The sequence below is a fragment of the Amycolatopsis mongoliensis genome (assembly GCF_030285665.1).
Taxonomy (GTDB): Bacteria; Actinomycetota; Actinomycetes; order Mycobacteriales; family Pseudonocardiaceae; genus Amycolatopsis; species Amycolatopsis mongoliensis.
Window position 1 is genome coordinate 9,399,458 of record NZ_CP127295.1, and the last position, 22,311, is coordinate 9,421,768.

23 protein-coding genes are annotated in these 22,311 nt (G+C 70.4%); 15 read left to right on the forward strand and 8 right to left on the reverse strand.

The window, feature by feature from the left end:
• Positions 1–2: 2 nt before the first annotated feature.
• From QRX60_RS45065 to QRX60_RS45115, 11 genes are all read left to right on the forward strand, one after another.
• Positions 3–1,118: an acyl-CoA dehydrogenase family protein gene (locus tag QRX60_RS45065; RefSeq protein ID WP_285997594.1), complete on the forward strand. Its 1,116-nt coding sequence runs from the start codon at positions 3–5 to the stop codon at positions 1,116–1,118.
• A 19-nt stretch (positions 1,119–1,137) separates the two neighbouring features.
• On the forward strand, positions 1,138–1,518 hold the full coding sequence (locus QRX60_RS45070; RefSeq protein ID WP_285997595.1) for a hypothetical protein: 381 nt from the start codon (positions 1,138–1,140) through the stop codon (positions 1,516–1,518).
• A 13-nt stretch (positions 1,519–1,531) separates the two neighbouring features.
• Positions 1,532–2,803 (forward strand): aromatic ring-hydroxylating oxygenase subunit alpha, encoded by a 1,272-nt coding sequence (locus tag QRX60_RS45075; protein ID WP_285997596.1) that lies wholly within the window; start codon positions 1,532–1,534, stop codon positions 2,801–2,803.
• Positions 2,796–3,308 carry an aromatic-ring-hydroxylating dioxygenase subunit beta gene (locus QRX60_RS45080; RefSeq protein WP_285997597.1) on the forward strand — a complete coding sequence of 171 codons (513 nt, stop codon included), beginning with the start codon at positions 2,796–2,798 and terminating at the stop codon, positions 3,306–3,308. Before QRX60_RS45075 ends, QRX60_RS45080 begins: the two co-directional genes overlap by 8 nt.
• Positions 3,305–4,036 (forward strand): SDR family NAD(P)-dependent oxidoreductase, encoded by a 732-nt coding sequence (locus QRX60_RS45085; protein ID WP_285997598.1) that lies wholly within the window; start codon positions 3,305–3,307, stop codon positions 4,034–4,036. The genes QRX60_RS45080 and QRX60_RS45085 overlap by 4 nt, the downstream gene beginning before the upstream one ends.
• A gap of 13 nt (positions 4,037–4,049) precedes the next feature.
• The gene (locus QRX60_RS45090) at positions 4,050–5,006 is read left to right on the forward strand and encodes a PDR/VanB family oxidoreductase (protein ID WP_285997599.1); all 957 of its coding nucleotides are present in this window, start codon (positions 4,050–4,052) and stop codon (positions 5,004–5,006) included.
• Positions 5,007–5,050: 44 nt separating this feature from the next.
• The gene (locus QRX60_RS45095) at positions 5,051–5,605 is read left to right on the forward strand and encodes a TetR/AcrR family transcriptional regulator (RefSeq protein ID WP_285997600.1); all 555 of its coding nucleotides are present in this window, start codon (positions 5,051–5,053) and stop codon (positions 5,603–5,605) included.
• A gap of 131 nt (positions 5,606–5,736) precedes the next feature.
• The gene (locus tag QRX60_RS45100; protein WP_285997601.1) at positions 5,737–6,840 is read left to right on the forward strand and encodes a mandelate racemase/muconate lactonizing enzyme family protein; all 1,104 of its coding nucleotides are present in this window, start codon (positions 5,737–5,739) and stop codon (positions 6,838–6,840) included.
• Between the two features lie 21 nt (positions 6,841–6,861).
• Entirely contained in the window at positions 6,862–7,716 is an 855-nt protein-coding gene (catA, locus tag QRX60_RS45105; protein ID WP_285997602.1) for a catechol 1,2-dioxygenase, read from the forward strand.
• 20 nt (positions 7,717–7,736) lie between these two features.
• A complete protein-coding gene (catC, locus tag QRX60_RS45110) occupies positions 7,737–8,015 on the forward strand; it encodes a muconolactone Delta-isomerase (RefSeq protein ID WP_285997603.1) in 279 nt (92 codons plus the stop codon).
• A 43-nt stretch (positions 8,016–8,058) separates the two neighbouring features.
• Positions 8,059–9,417, forward strand: coding sequence for an MFS transporter (locus QRX60_RS45115; protein ID WP_285997604.1), 1,359 nt, complete (start codon positions 8,059–8,061; stop codon positions 9,415–9,417).
• Positions 9,418–9,859: 442 nt separating this feature from the next.
• On the opposite strand, the gene QRX60_RS51540 is transcribed toward QRX60_RS45115, so the two are convergent.
• Both QRX60_RS51540 and QRX60_RS45130 read right to left on the reverse strand, forming a co-directional pair.
• The gene (locus QRX60_RS51540; protein ID WP_332845880.1) at positions 9,860–10,318 is read right to left on the reverse strand and encodes an alpha/beta fold hydrolase; all 459 of its coding nucleotides are present in this window, start codon (positions 10,316–10,318) and stop codon (positions 9,860–9,862) included.
• Complete coding sequence (locus tag QRX60_RS45130) at positions 10,315–11,091, reverse strand: alpha/beta fold hydrolase (RefSeq protein WP_285997607.1); 777 nt, start codon at positions 11,089–11,091, stop codon at positions 10,315–10,317. The genes QRX60_RS51540 and QRX60_RS45130 overlap by 4 nt, the downstream gene beginning before the upstream one ends.
• Before the next feature lie 111 nt (positions 11,092–11,202).
• Between QRX60_RS45130 and QRX60_RS45135 the strand changes: the two genes are divergently transcribed.
• The gene (locus QRX60_RS45135; protein WP_285997608.1) at positions 11,203–12,030 is read left to right on the forward strand and encodes a helix-turn-helix domain-containing protein; all 828 of its coding nucleotides are present in this window, start codon (positions 11,203–11,205) and stop codon (positions 12,028–12,030) included.
• A 26-nt stretch (positions 12,031–12,056) separates the two neighbouring features.
• Here the strand turns inward: QRX60_RS45135 and QRX60_RS45140 are convergent, their stop codons facing one another.
• The gene (locus tag QRX60_RS45140; protein WP_285997609.1) at positions 12,057–12,419 is read right to left on the reverse strand and encodes a carbonic anhydrase; all 363 of its coding nucleotides are present in this window, start codon (positions 12,417–12,419) and stop codon (positions 12,057–12,059) included.
• 354 nt (positions 12,420–12,773) lie between these two features.
• Between QRX60_RS45140 and QRX60_RS45145 the strand changes: the two genes are divergently transcribed.
• Entirely contained in the window at positions 12,774–13,472 is a 699-nt protein-coding gene (locus tag QRX60_RS45145) for a CPBP family intramembrane glutamic endopeptidase (RefSeq protein ID WP_285997610.1), read from the forward strand.
• A gap of 48 nt (positions 13,473–13,520) precedes the next feature.
• Here the strand turns inward: QRX60_RS45145 and QRX60_RS45150 are convergent, their stop codons facing one another.
• Entirely contained in the window at positions 13,521–14,345 is an 825-nt protein-coding gene (locus QRX60_RS45150; protein ID WP_285997611.1) for a helix-turn-helix domain-containing protein, read from the reverse strand.
• A 488-nt stretch (positions 14,346–14,833) separates the two neighbouring features.
• Here QRX60_RS45150 and QRX60_RS45155 point away from each other — a divergent pair, with 488 nt between their 5' ends.
• Positions 14,834–15,994: a DUF418 domain-containing protein gene (locus tag QRX60_RS45155; RefSeq protein ID WP_285997612.1), complete on the forward strand. Its 1,161-nt coding sequence runs from the start codon at positions 14,834–14,836 to the stop codon at positions 15,992–15,994.
• A 2-nt stretch (positions 15,995–15,996) separates the two neighbouring features.
• Here QRX60_RS45155 and QRX60_RS45160 read toward each other — a convergent pair whose 3' ends face one another.
• From QRX60_RS45160 to QRX60_RS45170, 3 genes are read right to left on the reverse strand one after another with little or no spacing between them, the layout of a single operon-like run.
• A complete protein-coding gene (locus QRX60_RS45160) occupies positions 15,997–17,199 on the reverse strand; it encodes a hypothetical protein (RefSeq protein ID WP_285997613.1) in 1,203 nt (400 codons plus the stop codon).
• Positions 17,200–17,246: 47 nt separating this feature from the next.
• Positions 17,247–18,338, reverse strand: a complete 1,092-nt coding sequence (locus QRX60_RS45165; RefSeq protein WP_285997614.1) for a sensor histidine kinase — start codon at positions 18,336–18,338, stop codon at positions 17,247–17,249.
• A complete protein-coding gene (locus tag QRX60_RS45170) occupies positions 18,335–18,988 on the reverse strand; it encodes a response regulator (protein ID WP_285997615.1) in 654 nt (217 codons plus the stop codon). Before QRX60_RS45170 ends, QRX60_RS45165 begins: the two co-directional genes overlap by 4 nt.
• A gap of 169 nt (positions 18,989–19,157) precedes the next feature.
• On the opposite strand from QRX60_RS45170, the gene QRX60_RS45175 reads away from it, so the two are divergent.
• A complete protein-coding gene (locus QRX60_RS45175; RefSeq protein WP_285997616.1) occupies positions 19,158–19,739 on the forward strand; it encodes a DUF2076 domain-containing protein in 582 nt (193 codons plus the stop codon).
• 63 nt (positions 19,740–19,802) lie between these two features.
• On the opposite strand, the gene QRX60_RS45180 is transcribed toward QRX60_RS45175, so the two are convergent.
• Positions 19,803–22,304 carry a rhomboid family intramembrane serine protease gene (locus QRX60_RS45180; RefSeq protein WP_285997617.1) on the reverse strand — a complete coding sequence of 834 codons (2,502 nt, stop codon included), beginning with the start codon at positions 22,302–22,304 and terminating at the stop codon, positions 19,803–19,805.
• Positions 22,305–22,311: the final 7 nt, after the last annotated feature.

A 22,311-nucleotide genomic window follows, 5' to 3' on the forward strand; every position in this document is an offset into this window, starting at 1 on the left:
AAATGGTCACCTTCGACGAAGTGCTTTCCGAGCTCGCCGAGCGCCGGGAGCAGTTCCAGCAGCAGCGCCACGTCCCGCCGGACTTCATCGCGCGGCTCAAGGAAATCGGCATCTACCGGGCCGCCACGCCCGCGAAGTTCGGCGGCGAGCCGCTGCCGCCGGCGGAGTTCCTCGACCGGATCGAGCGAATCTCGGTCGTCGACGGGTCGACCGGCTGGGTCGCCAGCTTCGGCTCGGCGTTGGTCTACCTCGCGGCGTTGCCCGTCGAGACGCAGGCCGAGGTGTACAAGGACGGTCCCGACGTGGCCTTCTCCGCCGGGCTCTTCCCGGTCCAGCCGGCCACCCCGACCGAGCGCGGCTTCCGCGTCGACGGCCGGTGGAAGTTCGCCAGCGGCTGCATGGGCGCCGACGTCCTCGGTGTCGGCATCGCCGGCGACTCCTCGACCGCCGGCAAGCCGCGCACCGCCGTGCTGCGGCCCGGGCAGGTCGAGATCGTCCAGGAGTGGGACGCCGTCGGCATGCGCGGCACCGGCTCGTTCGACCTCGTCGTGCGCGACGTGGAAGTGCCTCGCGAGTGGACGTTCCTCCGCGGCGGCAAGCCCACGATCGACGAGCCGCTCTACCGCTACCCCACGATCGCCTACGCCGCCCAGGTCCTCGCGGTCGTCGGCGCCGGTGTCGCCCGCGCCGCGCTGGACCACGCCCGCGAGGCCGGCGCCGGGTACCGGGGCGTCACCGGCGCGCCGAAGCTGGCCGACCGGGCCTACTACCGCACCGGCGTCGCCACCGCCGAAGCCGCCCTGCGCTCGGCCCGTGCGTGGTTCTACGAACTCAGTCACGAGGTCTGGGACACGGTCGTCGCCGGCGACGAGGCCACCGACGAGCAGAACGCGCAGCTGCGCCTCGCTTCCGCGCACCTGGCCAAGACCGCGTCGGACGTCGTCGCACAGCTGGTCGAGATCTCCGGCACCGCGCCGATCCACCCGGCTCACCCGCTGCAGGCCCTACTGGGCGACGCCCTCGTGCCCAAGCAGCACGCCTTCCTCGGCCCGGCCCTCTACGAGGCCGCCGGCGCCGTCCTGATGGGACAGCCGCCCACGATCCCCGGCTTCCGCTGAGCGACGACAAGGAGACCCAGTGCCCACGCAGCCCCTGCGGGTGCTCTTCTGCATCGGCATCAACCAGAACTTCTTCGACCTGCCCACCGGCGAGCTCACCACCGGTGACGTCTGGCAGGCGTTCGTGTCCATGATGGACCAGCTGAAAGCGTTGCCGGGCATCGCCTTCATCGGCGACATCGACGACGACTCGCACCAGGTCGGGCCGTCGGACGGGTGGCCGTGGACCTGCTACCTCCTCGCCGACGCCGACAGCCAGGAGACGGTCAAGGAAGCCTGCAACCTGTTCCGCACCACCCCGGTCGGCGACGGCGGGGCCAAGCTGTGGCGCTTCGCGAAGGTCGAAGCCCGCATCGGCCGCGCCCTGACCGTCCGCGACGACGTCGACCTGCCCGGCTGACACGGAGACCACCATGAGCCACGACACCACGACCCCGGCCGAGCTGGCCGCCGCCGACCGGGTCGCCGGACGCCTCTACACCGACCCCGAGATCTTCGAAGGCGAGATCAGCCGGATCTTCGAACGCACCTGGGTGTGGGTCGCCCACGAGAGCGAGCTCCCCGGCCCGGGCACCTTCAAATCCGCCCACGTCGGCCGCCAGCCGGTGATCGTCACCCGCGACCGCAAGGGCACCCTGCACACATTGCTCAACCGGTGCCGCCACCGCGGCGCGAGCCTGTGCGAGAAGCCGAAGGGCCAGGCCAACGGCTTCACCTGCCCGTACCACGCCTGGTCGTACGGGCTCGACGGCAAGCTGCGCGGCATCCCCTACCCCGAGGGGTACGAGGGAGTCATCGAAAAGGGCGAGCTGTCACTGAAGAAACTGCGGACCGAGTCCTACGGCGGCATGGTCTTCGCGACCTTCCACGACGGCATCGAGTCCCTCGAGGAGTTCCTCGGCGACGCCAAGCTGTGGATCGACCGCTTCATGAAGCAGGGCGGCGGCTACCCGATCAAGGTCCTGGGCAAGCACCGGTTCAAGTTCCGCGGGAACTGGAAGATCCAGCTCGAGAACACCACCGACGGCTACCACTTCCCCATCGTGCACCGCTCGTGGATGGCCTCGGTGGACGCCGAGACCGCCGACATGATGTCGTTCATGACCGACCCGTCGGCGATCACCCACGCCCTCGGCAACGGCCACAGCGTCATGCAGATGGTGCCCGGGCACTCCGACCTCGACGCCGACGACGGCACCGAGCCGCTGCAGGGCCGGTTCGACCACCTCATCAAGGACCTCGCGCAGACCCTCGAGCCCGCTCAGGTGCGCAAAGTCGTCCGCGCGATGCACGGGACAGGGTTCAACCTGAACCTGTTCCCCAACGTGTCGATGTCAGCTGCCTTCTTTCGGGTGCTGCGGCCGATCTCGGTCGACGAGACCGAGATCGAGCACATCGCCATCGGCCCCGACGGGCCACCCGAGCTGGACGCGGTCAACCGCGAACGGCTGCGCATCCACGAGCACTTCCAGGGCCCGTTCGGCTTCGGTACCCCCGACGACGCCGAAGGCTGGGACCGCGTCCAGCGCGGAGCCCAAGGCGCACCGGACATGCCGATCCTGGTCAACCGCGGGCTGGCCCGGGAGAAGGCGAGCCCCGAAGGCTGGCCGACCTCGCACGTCACCGACGAAACCGGCATGCGCGCCGCCTACGGCCAGTGGAAGGAGATGATGCGCGATGCCTGAGACCGTCACCGCGCCCGCCCCGGTCCCGACGACGGACCCGCGCGTCGTCCGGGCGATCGACCTCGCCTGGCGCGAGGCCGAACTGCTCGACCGCAAGGACTACGAGACCTGGATCGGCCTGTACACCGACGACGGCAGCTACGTGATCCCGATCGACCCGGACACCGACGACTTCGCCGGCACGCTGAACATGGTCTACGACGACGCCCGGATGCGGCGGATGCGCGTCACCCGCATGACCGAGGGCTACGCCATCGCCGCGGTCGACGCCGCCCGCACCGTGCGCACCGTGTCGAGGTTCGTGCCGGAGTCGGTCACCGACGACGAGGTCGTGCTGCGTTCGGCACAGGTGCTGATCGCCTACAAACGCGGCCGGCACGACATCTGGGCGGCCGACCTCGTGCACCACATCCGGCTGTCCCCTTCGGGCGACCGGATCGTCCTGAAGGTCGTCCGGCTCGTCGACAGCGAAGACGCCGTCCCGGCCGCCGGGTTCCTGCTGTGAGCGCGCACGTCGCCGTGGTCACCGGCGGCGCCCACGGCCTGGGCGAGTTCATCGTGCGGCGCCTGCATGCCGAGGGCTTCCGCGTCGCCGTGGCCGACCTCGACAGTGCCGCCGCGACTGCGCTGGCCGAGGAACTGGGCGACGCGCGCGGCTATGCCGTTGACGTCACCGACCGGGCTGCCCTCGAACGGTTGAAGGCCGACGTGGTCGCCGGGTTCGGTGGCGTGCACGTGCTGGTCAACAACGCCGCGCGCACCCAGGCCACCCCGCTGATGGAGATCACCACCGACGAGCTGGAAGCCGTGATGGCCGTCAACTTCACCGGCACGTTCACCGCCTGCCAGATCTTCGGCACGCACTTCGCCGGGCAGGGGTACGGCCGGATCGTCAACATGGCGTCGCTGGCCGGGCAGAACGGCGGCACCGCCACCGGCGGCCACTACGCCTCCTCCAAGGGCGCGATCCTGTCCGCGACCAAGGTCTTCGCCCGTGAGCTGGCGCCGCACGGCGTCACGGTCAACGCCGTGTCCCCCGGACCGCAGGACAGCCCGATGGTCCGGTCGATCGTCGGCGAAGACAACGTCGAGGACTTCGCGAAGAACATCCCGGTTGGCCGGCTCGGCGACCCGGCCTTCATCGCCCGCATGGTGGCGCTGCTGGCCTCCCCCGAAGCCGCGTCGGTCACGGGGGCCTGCTGGGACGCCAACGGCGGCCTCTACCTGCGCTGAGATGGGAGCCACGATGCCGAACACCCTGGTCCGGGTCGCCGAGGTGACCGCCGAGACCCCCGCGGTGCGGTCGCTGCGACTGGTCCGCGACGACGGGGCGCCGTTCGAGCCCTACCGGGCCGGCGCCCACATCGACGTCACCGGCCCCACCGGGGTCCTTCGGCAGTACTCGCTGTGCAGTCCGCCCGCCGATGCATCCTCCCTGCTCATCGCCGTCAAGCGGGAGGCCGGTTCCCGCGGCGGCTCCGAGGCGCTGCACACCCTGGCTGCGGGAGACAAGCTCGAGATCGGCGAGCCACGCAATCTCCTGTCACTGGCCGCCGATGCCGACCGGCACGTGCTGGTGGCGGGCGGGATCGGCATCACCCCGCTGCTGAGCATGGCCTACCAGCTGCATGACGACCGCGCCGGCTTCGAGCTGCACTACTTCGCCCGCAGCCGGGCCGAAGCGGCGTTCGCCGACCTGCTGGAGCACCGCGCCGGGTTCGGTGACCGCGTCCACCTGCACTTCGGCGTTCCCCGTGCCGAACAGCCCGCCCTGCTGACCGGGGTCGCGACCGGCCTCGGGCCGGCGAGCCACGTCTACACCTGCGGCCCGGACGGGTTCATGGACCAGGTCACCGGCGTGTTCGCCCCGGTGGTCGGCGACTCCCACGTGCATGTCGAGCACTTCACCGCCGCCGAGATCGACACCGGCGCCGACCGGCCCTTCACCGTCGAACTCGACACCGGCGAGGCCTACGAAATCCCCGCCGGCCGTTCGATCCTGTCGGTGCTCACCGACAACGGTATCGACGTGTTCAAGTCGTGCGAGGAAGGCATCTGCGGGTCGTGCGTCAGCGGAGTGCTCGAAGGCATACCCGATCATCGCGACCAGTGCCTGTCCGCGAGCGACAAGGCGGCCGGCGACCAGGTGGCCCTGTGCGTCTCGCGGGCCCTCACCGACAAGCTGGTCATCGAGCTGTACTGACCTGCCCTTCACTAGACTCCCCCTGAGGAAGGGCGGAGGACGCGATGGGCGGGGTGGCGTACGGGAGCGGCCGGCAGGCGCTGCTGGACGCGGCGGTGCGCGTCGTCTCGGCCCAGGGTCTCCGCGGCCTGACCTACCGCGCCGTGGCCGCGGAGGCGGGCGTCAGCCACGGCTCGGTCCGCTACCACTTCGGCGACTGGGCCACCCTCGTCGAAGAAGCCCTCGCCTACTGCGCGGAGCGCAGCGTCGAAGGCGCGGAACTCCCGTCGGACGAACCCGGTTTCGAGCAATTCGCCAGCGGCCTGGTTTCGCTCGTTTCCGCCGATCCGGACGCCCAGGCATTCCAATACGAATTGACGCTCGAAGCACGCCGGCGCCCCGAACTGCGTCCGGTGATGGAACGGGTCAACGACATCTACCGCGACGCCATCCACCGCGAACTGGCGCGCAACGGCCTCGACGACCGGGCGCTCGCCGAACTGGTCTTCGTCACCATCGACGGCCTGGTGTTCCACCAGACCGCGTTCGGCGACGACGCGCGCACCGAGCGCGGTGTCGCCACGCTCCGCTCCCTGCTCGCCAGCTACGCGAAGCGCTGACGCGCCCGCTTATAAGCGCAGCATATCAATCTCCCGGAAATCGGACTTTGTGTCGGCCCGGAAACGAATCTAGGCTGAGCCGACCCGGACCGAAAATCGTCCGGCATGAAATTCGGTCACGAGGGGATCCGGTGAAGATTACCGACGTGGAGGCGATCCCGTTCGCCATCCCGTACCGCAAACCGCTGAGGTTCGCCTCCGGCGAAGTACGCGCCGCCGAGCACGTTCTCGTGCGGGTGCGCACCGACGACGGCGTCGTCGGTGTCGCCGAGGCACCGCCCCGGCCGTTCACCTACGGCGAGACCCAGGCCGGCATCGTCGCCGTCATCGAGCGGATCTTCGCCCCCCAGGTCGTCGGCCTCAGCCTGCTCGAACGCGAAGTGGTGGCGCAGCGGCTGGCGCGCACGGTCAGCAACCCGGCCGCGAAGGCCGCGCTCGACATGGCGATCTGGGACGCGCTCGGCCGCAGCCTGGACGTCCAGGTCACCGAGCTGCTCGGCGGCTACACCGACCGCCTGCGCGTGGCACACATGCTCGGCTTCGACGAGCCCGCCGCGATGGTCGCCGAAGCCGAGCGCATGCGCGATCGCCACGGCATCACGACGTTCAAGGTGAAGGTCGGCCGCCGCCCGGTCTCCCTGGACACCGCGGTGGTCCGGGCGCTGCGCGAGGGCCTCGGGGACGACGTCGACCTCTACGTCGACGGCAACCGCGGCTGGACCGCAGCCGAGTCCGCACGAGCGATGAAGCAGATGAACGACCTCGGCCTGCTCTTCGCCGAGGAGCTGTGCCCGGCCGACGACGTCCTCGGCCGCCGCTGGCTGGTCTCCCGGCTCGACGTGCCGTTCATCGCCGACGAGTCGGCCGTCACCCCGGCCGACGTCACCCGCGAAGTGCTCGGTGGCTCGGCCACGGCGGTGAGCATCAAGACGGCCCGCACCGGCTTCACCGGATCACAGCGCACCCACCACCTCGCCGAGGGGCTCGGCCTGGAAGTCGTCATGGGCAACCAGATCGACGGCCAGCTCGGCTCGGCGTGCACGGTCGCGTTCGGATCGGCCTTCAAGCTGACCTCGCACCGCGCCGGCGAGCTGTCGAACTTCCTCGACATGAGCGACGACCTGCTCACCGAGCCCCTCGAGATCACCGACGGCGAACTGGCCATCCGGCCCGGCGCCGGCCTGGGCGTCGAGATCGACCCGGACAAGCTCGCCCGCTACCGCCAAGACAACTGAACCAAGATCAAGGAGGATCCCATGACCGCCACCCACCGCGACGCGCCCACCGCGGCCGGCTCCGGCGCCAATGCCACCGACCGGTTCAAGTCCGACAAGACCACCCAGGGCGCGGGCACCCCGCCGGAGCGGGTCAACCTGCTCGCCCGCGAAGTGCTCTCGGCCGTGCACGAGACCATCCGCCGCCACAAGGTCACCTACGAGGAGTACAATGCCCTCAAGGCATGGCTGATCGACGTCGGCGAGACCGGCGAATGGCCGCTGTTCCTCGACGTCTGGGTCGAGCACGTCGTCGAAGACGTCGCCACCGAGCACCGGCAGGGCAGCAGGGGCACCATCGAAGGCCCGTACTACGTGCCCGGCGCCCCCGAGCAGGGTGCGCGCGGCTCGGTGCCCACCCGCGCCGACGAGCCCGGCACTCCCCTGGTGTGGACCGGCCAGGTCACCTCCACCGACGGCCCCGCGCTGGCCGGAGCGAAGATCGAGTTGTGGCACGCCGACGCGGACGGGCTCTACTCGCAGTTCGCACCCGGCATCCCCGAATGGAACCTGCGCGCCACGTTCACCACCGACGCCGAGGGCCGGTTCGAGATCCACACGATCCGCCCCGCCCCGTACCAGATCCCGACCGACGGCGCCTGCGGCAAGCTCATCGCCGCCGCCGGCTGGCACCCGTGGCGTCCGGCGCACCTGCACGTCAAGGTGTCCGCCCCGGGCCACGAGTTGCTCACCGCACAGCTGTACTTCCCCGGCGACGAGCACAACGACGACGACATCGCCTCCGCCGTCAAGCCGGAGCTGATCCTCGAGCCGAAGCCCGCGGACGACGGCGAGACCGTCTCCTACGGCTTCGCCCTCGACCCCGTCCGGAACTGAAGCTCAGGGAGTACTTGCCGATGTTGTTCCACGTCCGGATGGACGTCCAGATCCCCGCCACCCTCGACCCCGGCGCCCGAGCCGACCTAGTGGCCCGGGAGAAGGCCTACGCCCAGCAGTTGCAACGCGCGGGCAAGTGGCCGCACCTGTGGCGCATCGCCGGTGAGTACGCCAACTTCTCGGTCTTCGACGTCGAGTCGAACGACGAACTGCACGACGTGCTCTCCGCGCTCCCGCTCTTCCCCTACTTGGACATCACGGTCACCGCACTGGCCCGTCATCCATCCAAAGTAGAGTAAGCGGGACCGCGGAGTCCCTTGCCCGCCTGACGAAGGAACTCCGATGCCTCCCCAGCGCAACGACGCGCACCCGCCCAGCGTCCTCCGCCTCGGCTTCGCCGCCGGTGTCGGCACCTCGCTGGAGATGTACGACTTCTCCATCTACGGAACCGCCGCCGCGCTCGTGTTCGGCCAGGTTTTCTTCAAGACCGGCGACGCCTGGCTCGGCACCTTCATGAGCCTCGCGACCTTCGCCATCGGCTTCCTGATGGCCCCGTTGGGCGCGGCGGCGTTCGGCTGGCTCGGCGACCGCCGTGGCCGCCGGACCGCGCTGTTCGCGGCGTTCACCCTGATGGGCGTGGCGACCCTCGGGATGGGCGTCCTGCCGCCCTACGCCGTGCTCGGTGTCGCCGCTCCGCTGCTGCTCGTCGGGCTGCGCCTGCTGCACGGGATCGCGCGCGGCGGGGAAAGCGCGGGGGCGGCGGTCTTCGCCGTCGAGCACGCCCCGGACCGCCGTCGAGGTCTGTATGGCTCCTTCGTGGCGCTCGGTTCCCCGATCGGCACGGTCCTGGCCAACCTCGCCTTCACGTTCGTGCTGCTGCTGCCCGAAGACGACGTCACGAGCTGGGGCTGGCGGCTGCCGTTCCTGGCCGGCGCCGTGGTGCTGGTCCTGGGCATGTGGGTCCGCCGCGGCGTCGGCGAAAGCCCCGTCTTCCAGCGGATGGCAGCGGCCGAAGGCCGGGCGAAGCGGCCCCTGGCGGACGTCGTCCGGACCAACTGGCGCCGGCTCGCGCTGATCGCCGGGGTCAACATCGGACTGACCGCGAGCACGTTCGCCCTGGTGACGTTCATGCTCTCCTACGCCACCTCGCGCGCGCCGGAAGGGCTCGGCCTGCCGCGTCAGCCCATCGTCAACGGCGCCATGCTCGCGCTGCTGGGTCACGCGCTGGCCAACGTCGGTGCCGCGTGGCTGTCCGACCGGATCGGCCGCAAGCCGGTGATGCTCACCGGCGCCGCGCTGTCCCTGGCATCGGCGCTGGCGATGTTCCCGATCGCCACGACGGGCACGGTCACGGCGGTCAACACCGCGACGATCCTCGGTTTCGCCGCCACCGGAATCCTGTTCGGCCCGATGTACACCTACTTCTCCGAGCTGTTCCCGCGAGAGCAGCGCCAGTCCGGGGTGGGCGTCGGCTACCACGTCGGCGCCGTCCTCGGCGGCGGCATCTCACCGATGATCGCCAACCGCATCGTCGCCGGCACCGGTGACGCCCACAACGTCGGCTACTACCTCGCCGGGCTCCTCGCGCTGAGCCTGGTGTGCCTGCTCGTCCTCCCCGAAACCGCACCGGTCCGGACTCGCGCGGCGACCTCCCGCCCGCTCGTTCCGGCCGGCCGCCCCGCCCTTGAGGAGCAGCCATGAGCGAACGCGCTGACGTCAGCGTCGTGGGCGCCGGTTTCGCCGGCCTCGCTCCGGCCCGCGAGCTCCGGCCCCGGGGCACCTCTCGGTGATCGTGCTCGAAGCCCGCGACCGGCCGCTGCCGCGGCACTCGCTCCAGCGGTCAGCGTCGCCGACACGGCCAAGATCACGGTGCTCGCCGCGAGGCCGCGGGCAAGCGTCTCGTCCTGCTTTCACTCCGGAAATCTTTTCTTGGTTGGGGTTCCAGCTGCGCGTCGTTCGACGGGACTAGGGCCTGTATCGAAGTCGTCTCCAGCAGGTTGAGTTGGAGTTGACCGTGCTGGGCGTGTCGGCGGCCGAAATAGGCGAGGTCTCCGGTAGTTGGTTCGTCGACCAAGAAGAACCTGAATACCGGAGACCTCGTGGACACCCTAGCGGCGGTGGGGCGGTTCGACCTGACCGACGCTCAGTGGGCGGTGCTGGAGCCGTTGCTGCCCGACCCGGCCAGGTAGACCAGCCCGATCACGTTGTCGAGGCCGTCGACGGCGTGGCTGATGACGGCGCCGGCGTAGGAGTGGCTGACGAGCACGACCGGGCCATCGATGGCAGCGACGCGGGTCCGGATCGACGCCGCGTCGGACGCGATCGCGCGCAGCGGGTTAGGCGGGGCGACGACGGTGAAGCCGTCGGCTTCGAGGCCGGTGATCAGTCCACGGTAGCCGGAGGCGTCCGCGAACGCGCCGTGGACGAGGACGAGGACGACGACGACGACGAGGACGAGGACGAGGACGAGGACGAGGGTGGGCTGGCGTCGGTCCTGGTCGTGTCGGTCCTGGTCGTGCCTTCGAGTCGGAGGGAACTGTGGTGACGACGCGATGCGCGGCTTCAGCGTTGCGGAACCACGCTGGAGCGGATCGCCGGTCAGGCGGCCGGTGCGAACGCGATGATCGCGTCGACGAGTTGGTCGGGGGCTTCGACCGGGATGAGGTGCCCAGAGTTCGGAATCACCGCGAACTCCGCTCCGGAGAGGTAGGGGACGAGGTTCCGGCGCAGCACCTCGGCAGGTTCGACGCGGTCGTGCTCGCCGGCGATGACGAGGGCCGGGACGCTGATCATGCGGGCGTGTTCGGTGATGTCCTCGGCGATGCCGCGCAGCGGCCATTCCGTGCGCGCCGCCTCGGCGCCGGCCCGGGAATCCGTGCCGATCTGTGCCTTGACCCGTGCCGGCAGGGTGGTGGCGGTCAGGACGGTGTCCCTCGCGGCAGCGGTGGACTCTTCGGTGTCGTAGGCGTGGGCGAGGAACTGGCGGTACTCGGCGGTGATCTCCGCGGCCGGCTTGGCCGGCCCGGATCCGACGAGGACTATCCCCCGCAGACCGGTGGGGCGTGTCGCGGCGACGAGCTGCGCGACCTTGCCGCCCATGGAGTGTCCGACCAGGACGTAGTCGTCGACTCCGGCGTCGGTGAGGACGGCGACGGTGTCGTCGGCGAGTTGGCGGAGCGTGTAGGGCCCGGGGAGCGTGTTCGAACGGCTCCACCCGCGGAAGTCGACCGCGAGCGTGTCGCGGTCCGGCAGGCGGTCCACGACCAGGTCCCAGGTGCGGGCGGACCCGCCCCAGTAGTGGAGGAACACCAGGGTCGGGCCGGTGCCCCTCCGATGGTCGTATGTGGGCAGTGAAGGCTGCTGCGTGCTGGTCATCAAGGGATCCTTCGGTCGCTTTCCGGCTGGTTCCGCCGTGTCTCCATTGGACCGCGGTACCCGGAACGAGGCATCGGCGCGACTGGACGGCCGATGGTGGAAACTGGACTCGTGGCAGCGATCCGGCACATGACTTATCAGCCCCTCGACCGCGGGGCCTCGTCGGTCGAGGTGATGACGTTCGAACGGCTCAGGGAGACCAACAACGGCGGCACGCAGCGAGCCGATTTCCACGTACTCGCTCTGGTCGACGACGGGGATGGCGCGGTCACGGTCGACTTCGTCTCCCACTCACTCTCGGCGCGGACCGCGGTGTGGATCCCGCCCGGCGCGGTGCACCGCTGGGACGACACGGCCCGCATCACGGGACATCTGGTGCTCTTCGTCCCGACCGCGCCGGTAACGCGCCGCACGCGGGAACTGGTCGCTTCTCCCGATCTCGTCGCCCGGTGGCCGGTTCCGGCCGAGGCCTGGCCGTTCGTCGACGCGGCGCGCGGGCATCTCGTCCTCGAGGCGGCCGCCTCGGCCGAGGACCCGTCGACGGAGCTGCCCGAGATCCTGCTGTCCGCGCTGCTCATCCGCGTCGAGCCCCCGCGTTCCGAGGCGCGCTCGGGGAACCCGACGTTTCAGCTGTTCCGCTCGAGCGTCGAGGCGCATTTCCGGACCCACCACGACGCTGGTTTCTACGCAGCTAAGCTCGGGTTCGCCCCGCGCACGCTGACCCGGGCGGTGCAGCAGGTCACCGGACGTACCGCGAAGGCGTACATCGTGGAACGGATCGTGCTCGAGGCGAAGCGCCTGCTTGCCCACGACCGCCTCACGGCGGCGCGGTGTGCGAGCGAGCTCGGGTTCCCGGACCCGTCGAACTTCTCGTTGTTCTTCCGGAACGCGACGGGCGTGCGCCCCGGCGCCTGGCAGGCGGCGACGATCCTCGACTGACCCGTCGGCGCTCGCCTCCCGCTCGGCTACCTGCCGGCCGGCGCAACGGGTTCGGCGGCGGTCTCGACGAGTCCGGTCTCCAGCCGCAGCACGTATCCCGACACCGACGCGAGGACTTCGCTGGTCATCAGCGGGTCGGCGAGGAGCTTCCCGACGTCGCGCCGCACGGTCGCGACCGGGTCCGTCACCGCGCGCTCGGCGAGCACGGCGTCGCCGCCTCCGGTGCGATCCGCGAACGAGCGGCGGAACGCCGCGTCGGCGAGCAGGCCGGTGCCGCACTGCGTGTGATGGACGATCGCGACTTCCATTCCGACTCCGAGCCGCACCGCCAGATAGGCGATGTCCTCGATCACCCGGCCGTCCACCCGCCCGCCCGTGTTGCGCAGCACTCCCGCGTCCCCAGTTTCGATCCCGAGGAAGCCCGCGGCCGGCCAGGTGCACGTACCGGTCGGCTGGGGGTCGGTGCGCGGGTGGCTCCAAACTTCCGTGGCGCTGCGCCGCTCGTCAACGTCGGCCCGCTCCCTACCCGGCAGCTGAGCAACCCGAAGTTCGGGGGTGGTCGGCGTCGGCAACCCGTTCATTCCGCGCCGGGCGACGATCAGCGAGGCCCTCCACCTCCGTCCGCGCTGTCGGTGTCGGTGTCGCCAGCCTGCTGAACCCGGTGCCGTCAGAGGTACGGACACACCGGCGGAGAGACCGTCGGGATTGACCCTGCCCCTGGGGCACGGGTGAGGATCTTCGCCATGAACGCAATGCACACAGTCTCGCTGGACCAGGACCGCCGCCGACCAGGCTGGCCCGAACTCGGGATGGCGATTCTCGCCGCCGCGGTCTTGTACCTGGCCGGATCGGTGATCGCCGTCAAGCTCCCTGACGGCTCACCGGTATCCCCTGGTCAAGCGAACTTTCTCGTTTCGGGTCTCGCGCCGCTGGGCGCGTTCGCGGTGGCCGTGCTCCTCCGCCTTCGTGACGTGCGCCCGTTCGGTGTGCGGCGGGTGCGGGCCGGCTGGCTGCTCGTGGGCGTTGCCGTCGGCCTCGTGTGCTTCGGGTTGAGCTGGCCGGTCTCAGCGGTGTTCGACCCGTTCTTCCCCGGCTCGGAGGGTGTGCAGCAGAGCTACCGCGACGCCGCGAGCGCCGGGCCGCTCTCCCTCCTGGTCACGATCGCGCTCGGCGGTCTGCTGACACCGCTCGGCGAAGAAGCCCTGTTCCGGGGCGTGTTCGCCAACTTCCTCTTCCGCTGGGGCTCGTGGGCAGGCGTGATCGTCAGCGCGGCCGTCTTCGCCGTCGCGCACGGCATCAACGCGATCATGCCGCTCGCCTTCGTCGTCGGGCTCGCCAACGGACTCCTGCTGCGGTTCTCCGGTTCCCTCTGGCCACCGATCGTCGTTCACGCCGTCTACAACAGCACGAGCATCCTCTACCATGGCATCACCGGTACCTGAGCACGAACCCGTCCGGCCTCGCCGAACAGCGTCGACGAAGAGCCGGGCTCAGCTGTTCTCCTCGACCAGCGCGTGGGCGCGCACGAGCGTCTTGAGCTGAGCGGAATTCAACCGCTCGACGATGGCGGGCCCGACCGCGGCCTCGGTGAGCGCCGTGCCGCGCGTTCCTGCCGAGCCGGGGTTCGCCATCCACGGGAACCGGGCGTGACTCTGCCGGATCGACTCGGCCAACCGGCCCGCAAGGACCTCGATCGTCGCATCGTCGGCGTCCGCGGGCAGGTGATCGAACTGTTCATCGACGGCACTGTCGATGGGATCTTCCATGAGGCGGCGCAGGTCGTCGAGTTCGTCTTGTCCCAAGGTCCCCGCGAACACGGTGAGCATCGCCCGGTCGTTTTCCGGCAGGCCGGCGACGACCGCCCCGAACGACGCCGGAAGTTCCGGGGGAACCCGGTGCTCCCGGATGACCGCCAGCTCACTGCGGATCCGCTGCAGGCGCTCGATGGTGGCCGCCAGTTCGGCGTCGAGCACATCGATCGCCTCCGCTGACTCCGCGTCCGAATCCTCCATGGCTTTGATCTGGCCGAGCGAGAATCCGAGTTCGGTCAGCCGCTTGATCCGGAGCAACCTGGCGAGATGCGCCGTTCGGTACTGCTTGTACCCGTTGAGGGCTCGATCGGGTAGCTCGAGCAACCCGATCCGGTGGTAGTACCGCACGGCCTTGACGGTGGTGCCGGCCAGCTCGGCGAGCTGTCGCGTGCTCCACGCCATGTCCCCGCCCTCCGACTTCGGCCGCGCCGAGCAGCCCGATGTGGCAACGCCGGCTGCCGGAGAACCAGCGTAGATCATCGCGATGGCAGTCGATGCGTTCATCGCCCCGTTCCGCCCGCGAGCTGTGTCATCGACCGCGATCTCAACGTCGAGAGCGGCGCCCTGCCCACCCCGGACGGTGGCCAGGCGGGCTGACATCATCGATGACGTCGGTGTCGTTGCGCTTGGTAAAACGGTCGCGTCGCCAGGTCCAGGTGTCGACTGCGCGCAGGACGGCCGCGGCTCGATAGACGGTGGCGAGCTCCAGCCGCCGGACCAGCCGGAAGCATTGTCGGCCACGCCCTGGCAGCTCCTCCGCGAGCTGCTGCGCTTCGTCCCGACGATTCATTCCGGTGCGTATCGGCGGCAGCAGACAATGCCGGTCAGCTGAACGAATCCGGCCGGTCGGCGGGGTGAATCCGGAAACCTGCCGGATGGCCGGCGCCCACCGGACCGGCGACCTTTTCGGTAAGACTCAGACACCGCCACCACACGACACCCCGGCCCCGCCGGCCGCTCCACCGGACGATGTCGACCAGCCAGGCCCCTCGGTGACCCGCCTGGTCGGGGTGGATCTGGCCCGTGCACTGGCCGTGTTCGGCATGTTCGTCGTCCACATCGGGCCATCGGCGTCGGCCGTGGACGGCGTTGGTGCCTGGGTGCGAAGCCTGGCAGAAGGCCGCTCGTCGGCCCTGTTCGCCACCCTCGCTGGCTTCTCGCTGATGCTGATCGCCGGCCGTCTGGAGCCGAAGGCCGGCCTGGCCGGCCGTCAGGCGAAAGCCCGGATCGCGATCCGGGCCCTGGTCCTGCTGGCGCTGGGCACCGTCATGGCGATGGCCTACGGCGGCGTGGTGATCCTCGCCTTCTACGGCCTCTACTTCCTGCTGGCCCTGCCCCTGGTGCGGCTGCCGGCCAGGACCCTGGCGATCATCGCGGCCGCGCTCGCGGTCGTCATGCCGCCGCTGGCGTTCGGCGTGCGGTCGCTGCTCACCGAACCGGTCACGGCCGCCCTCAAGGCGTATGACCCGCTCGACCGGATCGACGGCGTGGGACTGCTGGATCTGCTGGTCACCGGCTTCTACCCGGCGATGACGTGGATGGCCTTCGTGATCGCCGGCATGGCGCTGGGCCGCCTCGACCTGACCGCCTCCACCGTGCGACGGCGGCTGGCCGCACTCGGTCCCACCCTCGTCGTGTTCGCCTACGGTACGTCCTGGCTGCTGGGCCGGCTGTTCGACGGCGTCCGGGAGGCCGCGGAGATGCGGGGAGCCTCGGCGCAGGGTTCGGAGCCGAAGTCCTTCGGTTCCGGTGGCGACCTGGCGCCGCCCGACGCCACCGGATCGGCGTGGACGTTGTTGACCGCCGGGCCGCACAGCGGGATGACGTTCGACATCATCGGCTGCGTGGGCGTGGCGATCACCGTGATCGTGGGCGCGACAGTGGCCATCGACCGGCTGCGGTGGCTGCGCCGCCTGGCCGCACCGATCATCGCCGTCGGCACCATGTCCCTGACGGCCTACGTCGGCCACTTCGTGGTGTCGTCACTGGTGTCGGTGCCCACCGGGACCGAGTCCCAGGATTCGTGGGTGCCGGTGCTCCTGTTCATCCTCGGGGCCATCGTGTTCGCCGGGATCTGGTCCCGCTTCTTCCGGCGCGGCCCGCTGGAGTACCTGCTCAACTCCGTCACGAAGGTGGTGCAGCAGCTCCGGTGAGTTCAGTGCTCCGCGGCGGGTTCGGCCCGTCGCGGAGCGCCGGGAAGCCGGGCGAGGTAGAGGTCCCGGGCAACCAGGCTGACCGCCAGGTGGTCGGCGAGCGGGTCGAAGAAGGCGTTGCGGTACTTGGCGTCGGTCACCGTCGATGCGGCGAAGTACAGGCCGGAGAACGCGGCGATGAACAGGGAGACGTGCAGCAGCTCCTGCGGGATCGGCAGCTGGATGCCGAACAGGGTGCCGCTGGCAGGGTCGCGGCCGACCCAGGCCTTGATCACCGAGTGCTGGACCGCGATGATCCCGAAGACCACGAAGAAGACGAACATCACGGTGGCGAGCACGAGGGTCTGCAGTACCTGGGTCAGCACCAGGACGAGGATCATGTTCGCCCGCTCCAGCTTCGTCAGCGGCAGCCGTTCGGCGTGGACGCCGTCCGTGAGGAGCGGCGCCAGCGGGGTTTCGCGCAGCTTGTCGAGGCCGACCGGGGCCGTGTGCGACTGGGTCAGCGTCGTGACTTCGGCCTTGAGCACCGCGAGCAGGAACACCACGGCGACCACGGCGAAGAGCCCGACGATCAGCCACATCCGCCCCCGCGGCAGCGCGGCGCCGACCTGCCAGATCTCGGTGGTGAAGAACCCGAAGACGGTGAACAGCAGGAGCAAGGGGAGCACCCGGCTGGTCAGCTCGCCCAGCAGCCGCAGCTGGCGGAACGCGGCCCGCAGCGCCCAGCCGACGATCGAGCCGACCCCGACGAACGCGGCCGCGAAGAGCCCGGTCAGGACCGCGAGCTGGGTCACCAAGCCGAGTGGTATCGAATTGCCCGCGACGATCCGGTCGAGGGCGGGCACGACGACCACGAACACCGTCGCCACGATCACCGCGGACCCGGTCCCGCCGCGCCCGACCAGCTTGCGCCGCACCCATCGCGCGGTGAGCCAGGAGCCGAGGGCCGGCACGACGACCAGGCCCAGCAGCAGCCCGCCGTACCCGAGCGCGAAGAGGTCGCTCTCCATCAGCCGGTCGAAGTCGGCGTCGGTTTCGCCGTCCACAGCGGACAACACGGCGGTCAATACCTGCCAGGCCGCGATGAACACGACCGCCGGGGCGGTGCGGACCAGGAGCTGGGCGGGACGGCCGCGCACCACGGCAGGCAGCCCGCGGCGCCGGAACCATTGCTCGACGGCTTCGATCTCGCGTTCGCCTGTCATGTCTCCACCCTCCCATCGGCCCGGCCGGCGCCGCGATTTCGGCGATGTCAACGGCGCCCGTTCGTGCGGGGCAGGCGCAGCTCGAGCCGGAAGCCGCCGTCGCTCGTCGGCGTGGCTCTGACGGTGCCGCCGAGCAGGGCAGCGCGTTCCCGGATACCGACCAGTCCGTGGTGGGCGCTGGGCAGCGCCAGCGTCGGGCGGGTCGGCGGAGTGTTGGTGACCGTCACCGTGAGATCGGTGTCGTCGTGGGAGATGTCAACCGTGGCGGTGCTGCCCGGGGCGTGCTTGCGGACGTTGGTCAGCGCTTCCTGGATGGTGCGGTAGATGGTGCGCTGGACGGCGGTGTCGATGCCCTCGGGCGCGGCACCGGTCATGGTGGTCTCGATGCCACTGCCGGCGACCAGCCGGTCCAGATCCGACAGCGTCGGCTGCGGGGTGAGCCCGGTGGTGTGGCTGCCGGACGCGCGGAGCAGGTTCACCATGTGCCGGAGTTCGTCGAGGGTGTCGACGGACAGTTTGCGGACGTTGTCGGCTGCCGCCTTCAGCTCCGGGTCCCGGGTGGACACCCCCATCGCGCCCGCCTGGACGGCGATCAGGCTGACCTGGTGCGAGACCACGTCGTGCATCTCGCGAGCGAGCTGGTTGCGTTCGGCGGCCAGGATCGCCTGGGCATCGAGCACACGTTCGTGCTCGCGCGCGGCCCGGATGTCCGCCAGTCGCAGCGCCAGTTCCCGCTGGGCGTGGACCAGCCGCCCGAAGAAGATCGGCGCCGCCGCCGTCATGGTCGCGTAGATGACGGTGAGCACCATGTCGGTGCGCGAGTAGGAGAACTCCAGCCCCGGGAAAACGTACCCCACCGCGGCGACGAGCCCGCAGGCGACGAGCAGCACCCGATGTGAATACCGCACTGCGACCGCGTAGAGCGCGAAAAGCGTCGCGACCACGGAACCGACGAGGACGAGCGCGGGCAGGGTGAGCACGAAAACGGGAACCGGCCACCGCCGGTGGAACAGGAGCGCGCCGACCGCCAGGACGACGACACCGATGTCCCAGTACGCGGTGGGCTGGTTGAACACCGCGTCCAGCGCAGCGAGGACGATCAGGCCCGCTTCGGCGAGCAGCGCCCGGGTCCGGGTCACCGTTCGGTGCCCTCGAGCAGCCCGGCGCGCTGCGCGACGAGCGCGGCCTGCACCCGGCTGCCCACCTGCAGCTTGGTCAGGATCGCGGAGACGTGGTCCTTCACCGTGCCGACGCTGACGTGGATCCGCTGCGCGATGTCCGTGTTGGACAGTCCATCCGCGATCAGGACGAGCACGACGCGCTCACGCTCGGACAGCCGGCCGACCTGCGTGGCCGCGGCCGAGCCCGCGCCGGAGTCGAGATAGCCGTCGACCACAGTGCGGGTGACCTTCGGCGAGAGCACCACTCCCCCGGCAGCCAGGGTGCGAACCAGCTGGGCGAGCTGCTCGGGCGCGGTGTCCTTGAGGATGAACCCCGCCGCACCCGAACGCAGCGCCGTCGCGATGTACTCATCGGAATCGAAGGTCGTGAGCATCGCCACGACCGGCGGGGTCCGCAAGCCACGCAGCTGCCGCAGGACGGTCAGCCCGTCGACGTCGGGCATCCGGATGTCCAGCAGTACGACGTCGGGCGCGTGCAGGCTGACCTCCTTGACCGCCTCCGCGCCGGTGACGGTCGCCACCACCTCGATGTCACCCGCCGCCTGGAGGATGAGGCGGAATCCGGAGCGCACCAGCTCCTCGTCGTCGACGACGATCACTCGAACCATGGAATCAGTCTCGCCGCGCCCGGCACCGGTGCGCCATCCGGGGCCCGGCGAGCCGTACCCCGCCGGTCGGCTGGGCGCCGGCAGCCGGTCGGCGGGGAGTTCGGGCCGGGTCACCGGTGTCCGCGCGCGGCGGCCGCGCCGAGCATGGGCACCGACGAAGGGAACTCCCATGGAAAACCACGACCGCGAGCTGATCCTCGGCCTGGCCAACCGGCTGCGGCAGGCCCAGCCGGTGCAGAAGGACCCCGAGGCCGCGCAGCTGATCGCGCAGTACGTCCAGGCGCAGCCGGACGCGCTCTACCTGCTCGTCCAGGCCGTCCTCGTGCAGGAGGACGCCCTGCGCACCGCCCAGGCCCGGATCACCGAGCTGCAGGCGGCGCCACCGGCACCGGCCGCCGCTCCCGCCTTCGGGGCCCCGCCGGCCGGCTACGGGACTGCGGCTCCTGCCTTCGGGGGCCCGCCGGCACCCGCTTACGCGCCGCCGCCCGCGCAGGCCGGGGGCGGTGGGTTCATGTCCCGCATGTTCGGCCAGAACCGGGACCAGGCCGCACCGGCGAACGCGCCGCAGGGCCGGTCCGGCGGTGGCTTCCTCAAGACCGCCGGGGCCGCGGCAGCCGGTGTCGCCGGCGGCGCACTGCTGTTCCAAGGCCTGAGCGGAGCGTTCGGCGGCCACGAGGCCGCGGCCGGCGAGCAGCACAGTGCCGCAGGACACGAAGACCCGGGCGGCTGGGACGACGGCGAACAGTGGTGAACCGGGTCCGAGGCTGACGGTTTCCGGGCGCCGCTCGTGAGTGGTCGGCCACGGCCGTGCCACTCACGAGCGGGTGATCATCTTGGCGGCGAGGCGGAGGCCTTGCTTCAGGTCGACCTGGGGCAGGTAGGCGCGGCCGACCGCGTTCGCGATCCGGGGCAGTGCGGCCGGGTCCGGGTAGGCCAGGTACATCGGCCGGTAGCCGGGCTGGAACTTCGCCTTGAACGCCAGCAGTGAGCGGAACCCGTACACCGGCTCCAGCACCTGTCCCGTGAAGTCCAGCACCCGTTGCAGTGCGCGAGGACGTTCGCCGCGGTCCAGCCGGGCGAGGGGCGCACCGGACAGGCTGAGGAACCGGATTCCCTCGGTCTTCAGCTCCAGCGCCGCCGAGGCGATCAGGAACTCCATCGAACCGCGGAAACCGCTGGCCCGGCGGCGCATGAAGTCGAGGGTGTACCCGACGACTTCGCCGTCGGCGTACACCGGCAGCCAGCTGGTGATGCCGTGCACGGTGCGGTCGGCGTCGACGGCGAGCAGGCACCGCACGCCGTCGCCGGTGAGCTCTCGCAGCCCGCCGAGGGTGAAGCCCATCTCGGGCAGCCCCTTGTCCGCCACCCACTCCGCCGAGATGGCGCGGATCTGGTCGGTGATGGCGTGGGGCGCGTCGGCGTAGGTGCACCACTCGGCGGTGATGCCGGCCTTGGCTGCCTTGTTCAGTGCCGTGCGGACGTCCTGCCACTTCTTGCCGGTGAAGTTCAGCGTGCCGAGTTCGACCACGGTGTCCTCGGCGACCTGCACCGCGGACCAGCCGAGCGACACCGCCGCGTCCTTCGTGTCCTCGGTGATGCTGTAGAGGCATGGTGTCCAGCCGTTTTCCTGGCAGAACTCCGCGAATCCGCGCACGGCGGCGGCCGGCGCGGGTCCGATCGGGTCACCGATGACCAGGGCGACGGTGGCGACCACGCGGTAGGCGATCACCGTCTCGCCGTCGGGGGTGAACCAGTACTGGTTGCCGTGCCAGGTCGTCATGTACGACAGGGACGACCCGCCGTACCGCCGCATCAGGTCTCGGGCGTGTGCCGTCTCCTCCTCCGACGAGGACGGCCACGCGCGCCACGACGCCATCAGCAGGCCCGTCAGCACGATCAGCCAGAACACCACGCCGGTGTACTCGAACAGCACCGTGCCGAGGAACCCGTCCGCCTTGAACTCCGTCGAGATCAGCCCGAGCAGGTAGCCCGGCGGCAGGAACCGCTTCGGCAGGTCGGCGAGCAGCCCGGCGAAACCCGGTTCCGGTGAGAACTGGTCACGCACCAGGAAGCCGCCGAAGACGTACAGCGCCGAAAGCAACCCGATGCTGCCCAGCGTGAACTGCCAGAATTTCGTGACCGCGTGCCGGAGCAGCTTCACGGTGAAGTGCCTGCGCGTGGCCAGCAACACGGCGGTGATGGCGAGCGGTGCCAGGATGGGCACTCCGTAGGAGAAGCCGATCTCCACCGCGCCGGCGGCGGGAAGCCGTGCGGCGTCCGCGACGAACCAGCCGACGATCGCCGCGTGCGCCACGCTGAACGTCAGCGCCGACCACCAGGCGAACCGCCGCCCGCGCCGCAGTCCTTCCGCGAGCACGAGCAGCAGCAGTGCCGGGAGCAACGACATCACCAGCGCCGGGAAGCGCCCGTAGGACAACTGGATCAGCATCGTGCGGCACAGGTCCACCGCGTCGGAGGCGCACGTCGAGGTCACGTCCTCCGCCGCCGGCCGGGCGACCGCCACCACGTCGGAGTACCACGACAACGGACCGTTCGGGTACGGCGACAGCATCGCCACCACCGGCCCGAGCGCCGAGGCCGCCACCACGAGCCCGACGAGAACGCGGGCTTCCGCCAAGGTCCGTGGCTCGCGGGCCGCGTCGCCCCGGAGGAACACCACGCCGATCAGCAGGCCGACCACGCCGCCGGACAGCCTCAGCAGGTCTTCCAGCCACCCCGAGTACAGCGTGAGCACCAGGACCGACAAGACGGTCATGAGCCGCACGCGGCGTCGCCACAACGACGGCATCCGGAACGTCAGCGCCAGTACGAGCCCCGCCCCGCCGATCGACGGACCGGCCGCGACCGCACCCCGGAGCGAGTCGAGCCAGGTCGGCTGCAGGTCGCTGCCGAACACCACCAGTCCCAGCCCCAGGAAGACGCCCACGACGTGGGAGCCCAGGAAGATCGCGGCCGTGCGCAGGGTACCGAACTCCCGCTCGGCCAGCGTGCCGAACACCAGCAGTAGCGCAGTGGTCGCCAGGTAGCCCTTCAGGTCCATGGCCCACAGCGCCGAAGAGAGGACTGTCCACAGCGGACTGTCGGTGCCGGCACCGACGCGGGTGAGCAACTCGTCGTCCGGTCCGCCCAACCCACCCGTCAGCGCGCCGATGGTCCAGAACGCGACGAGGAACACGCACGTCAGCGGAGCGGTCCGGATCAGGCGGCCGGTTTGCCGGCTGATCCGGACCGCTCCGCGGGCGAGCGCGGTCTTCTCGGCGTCATCGGCTTTCGAATCACCCAATCGTGTCCTCATGGCTCTC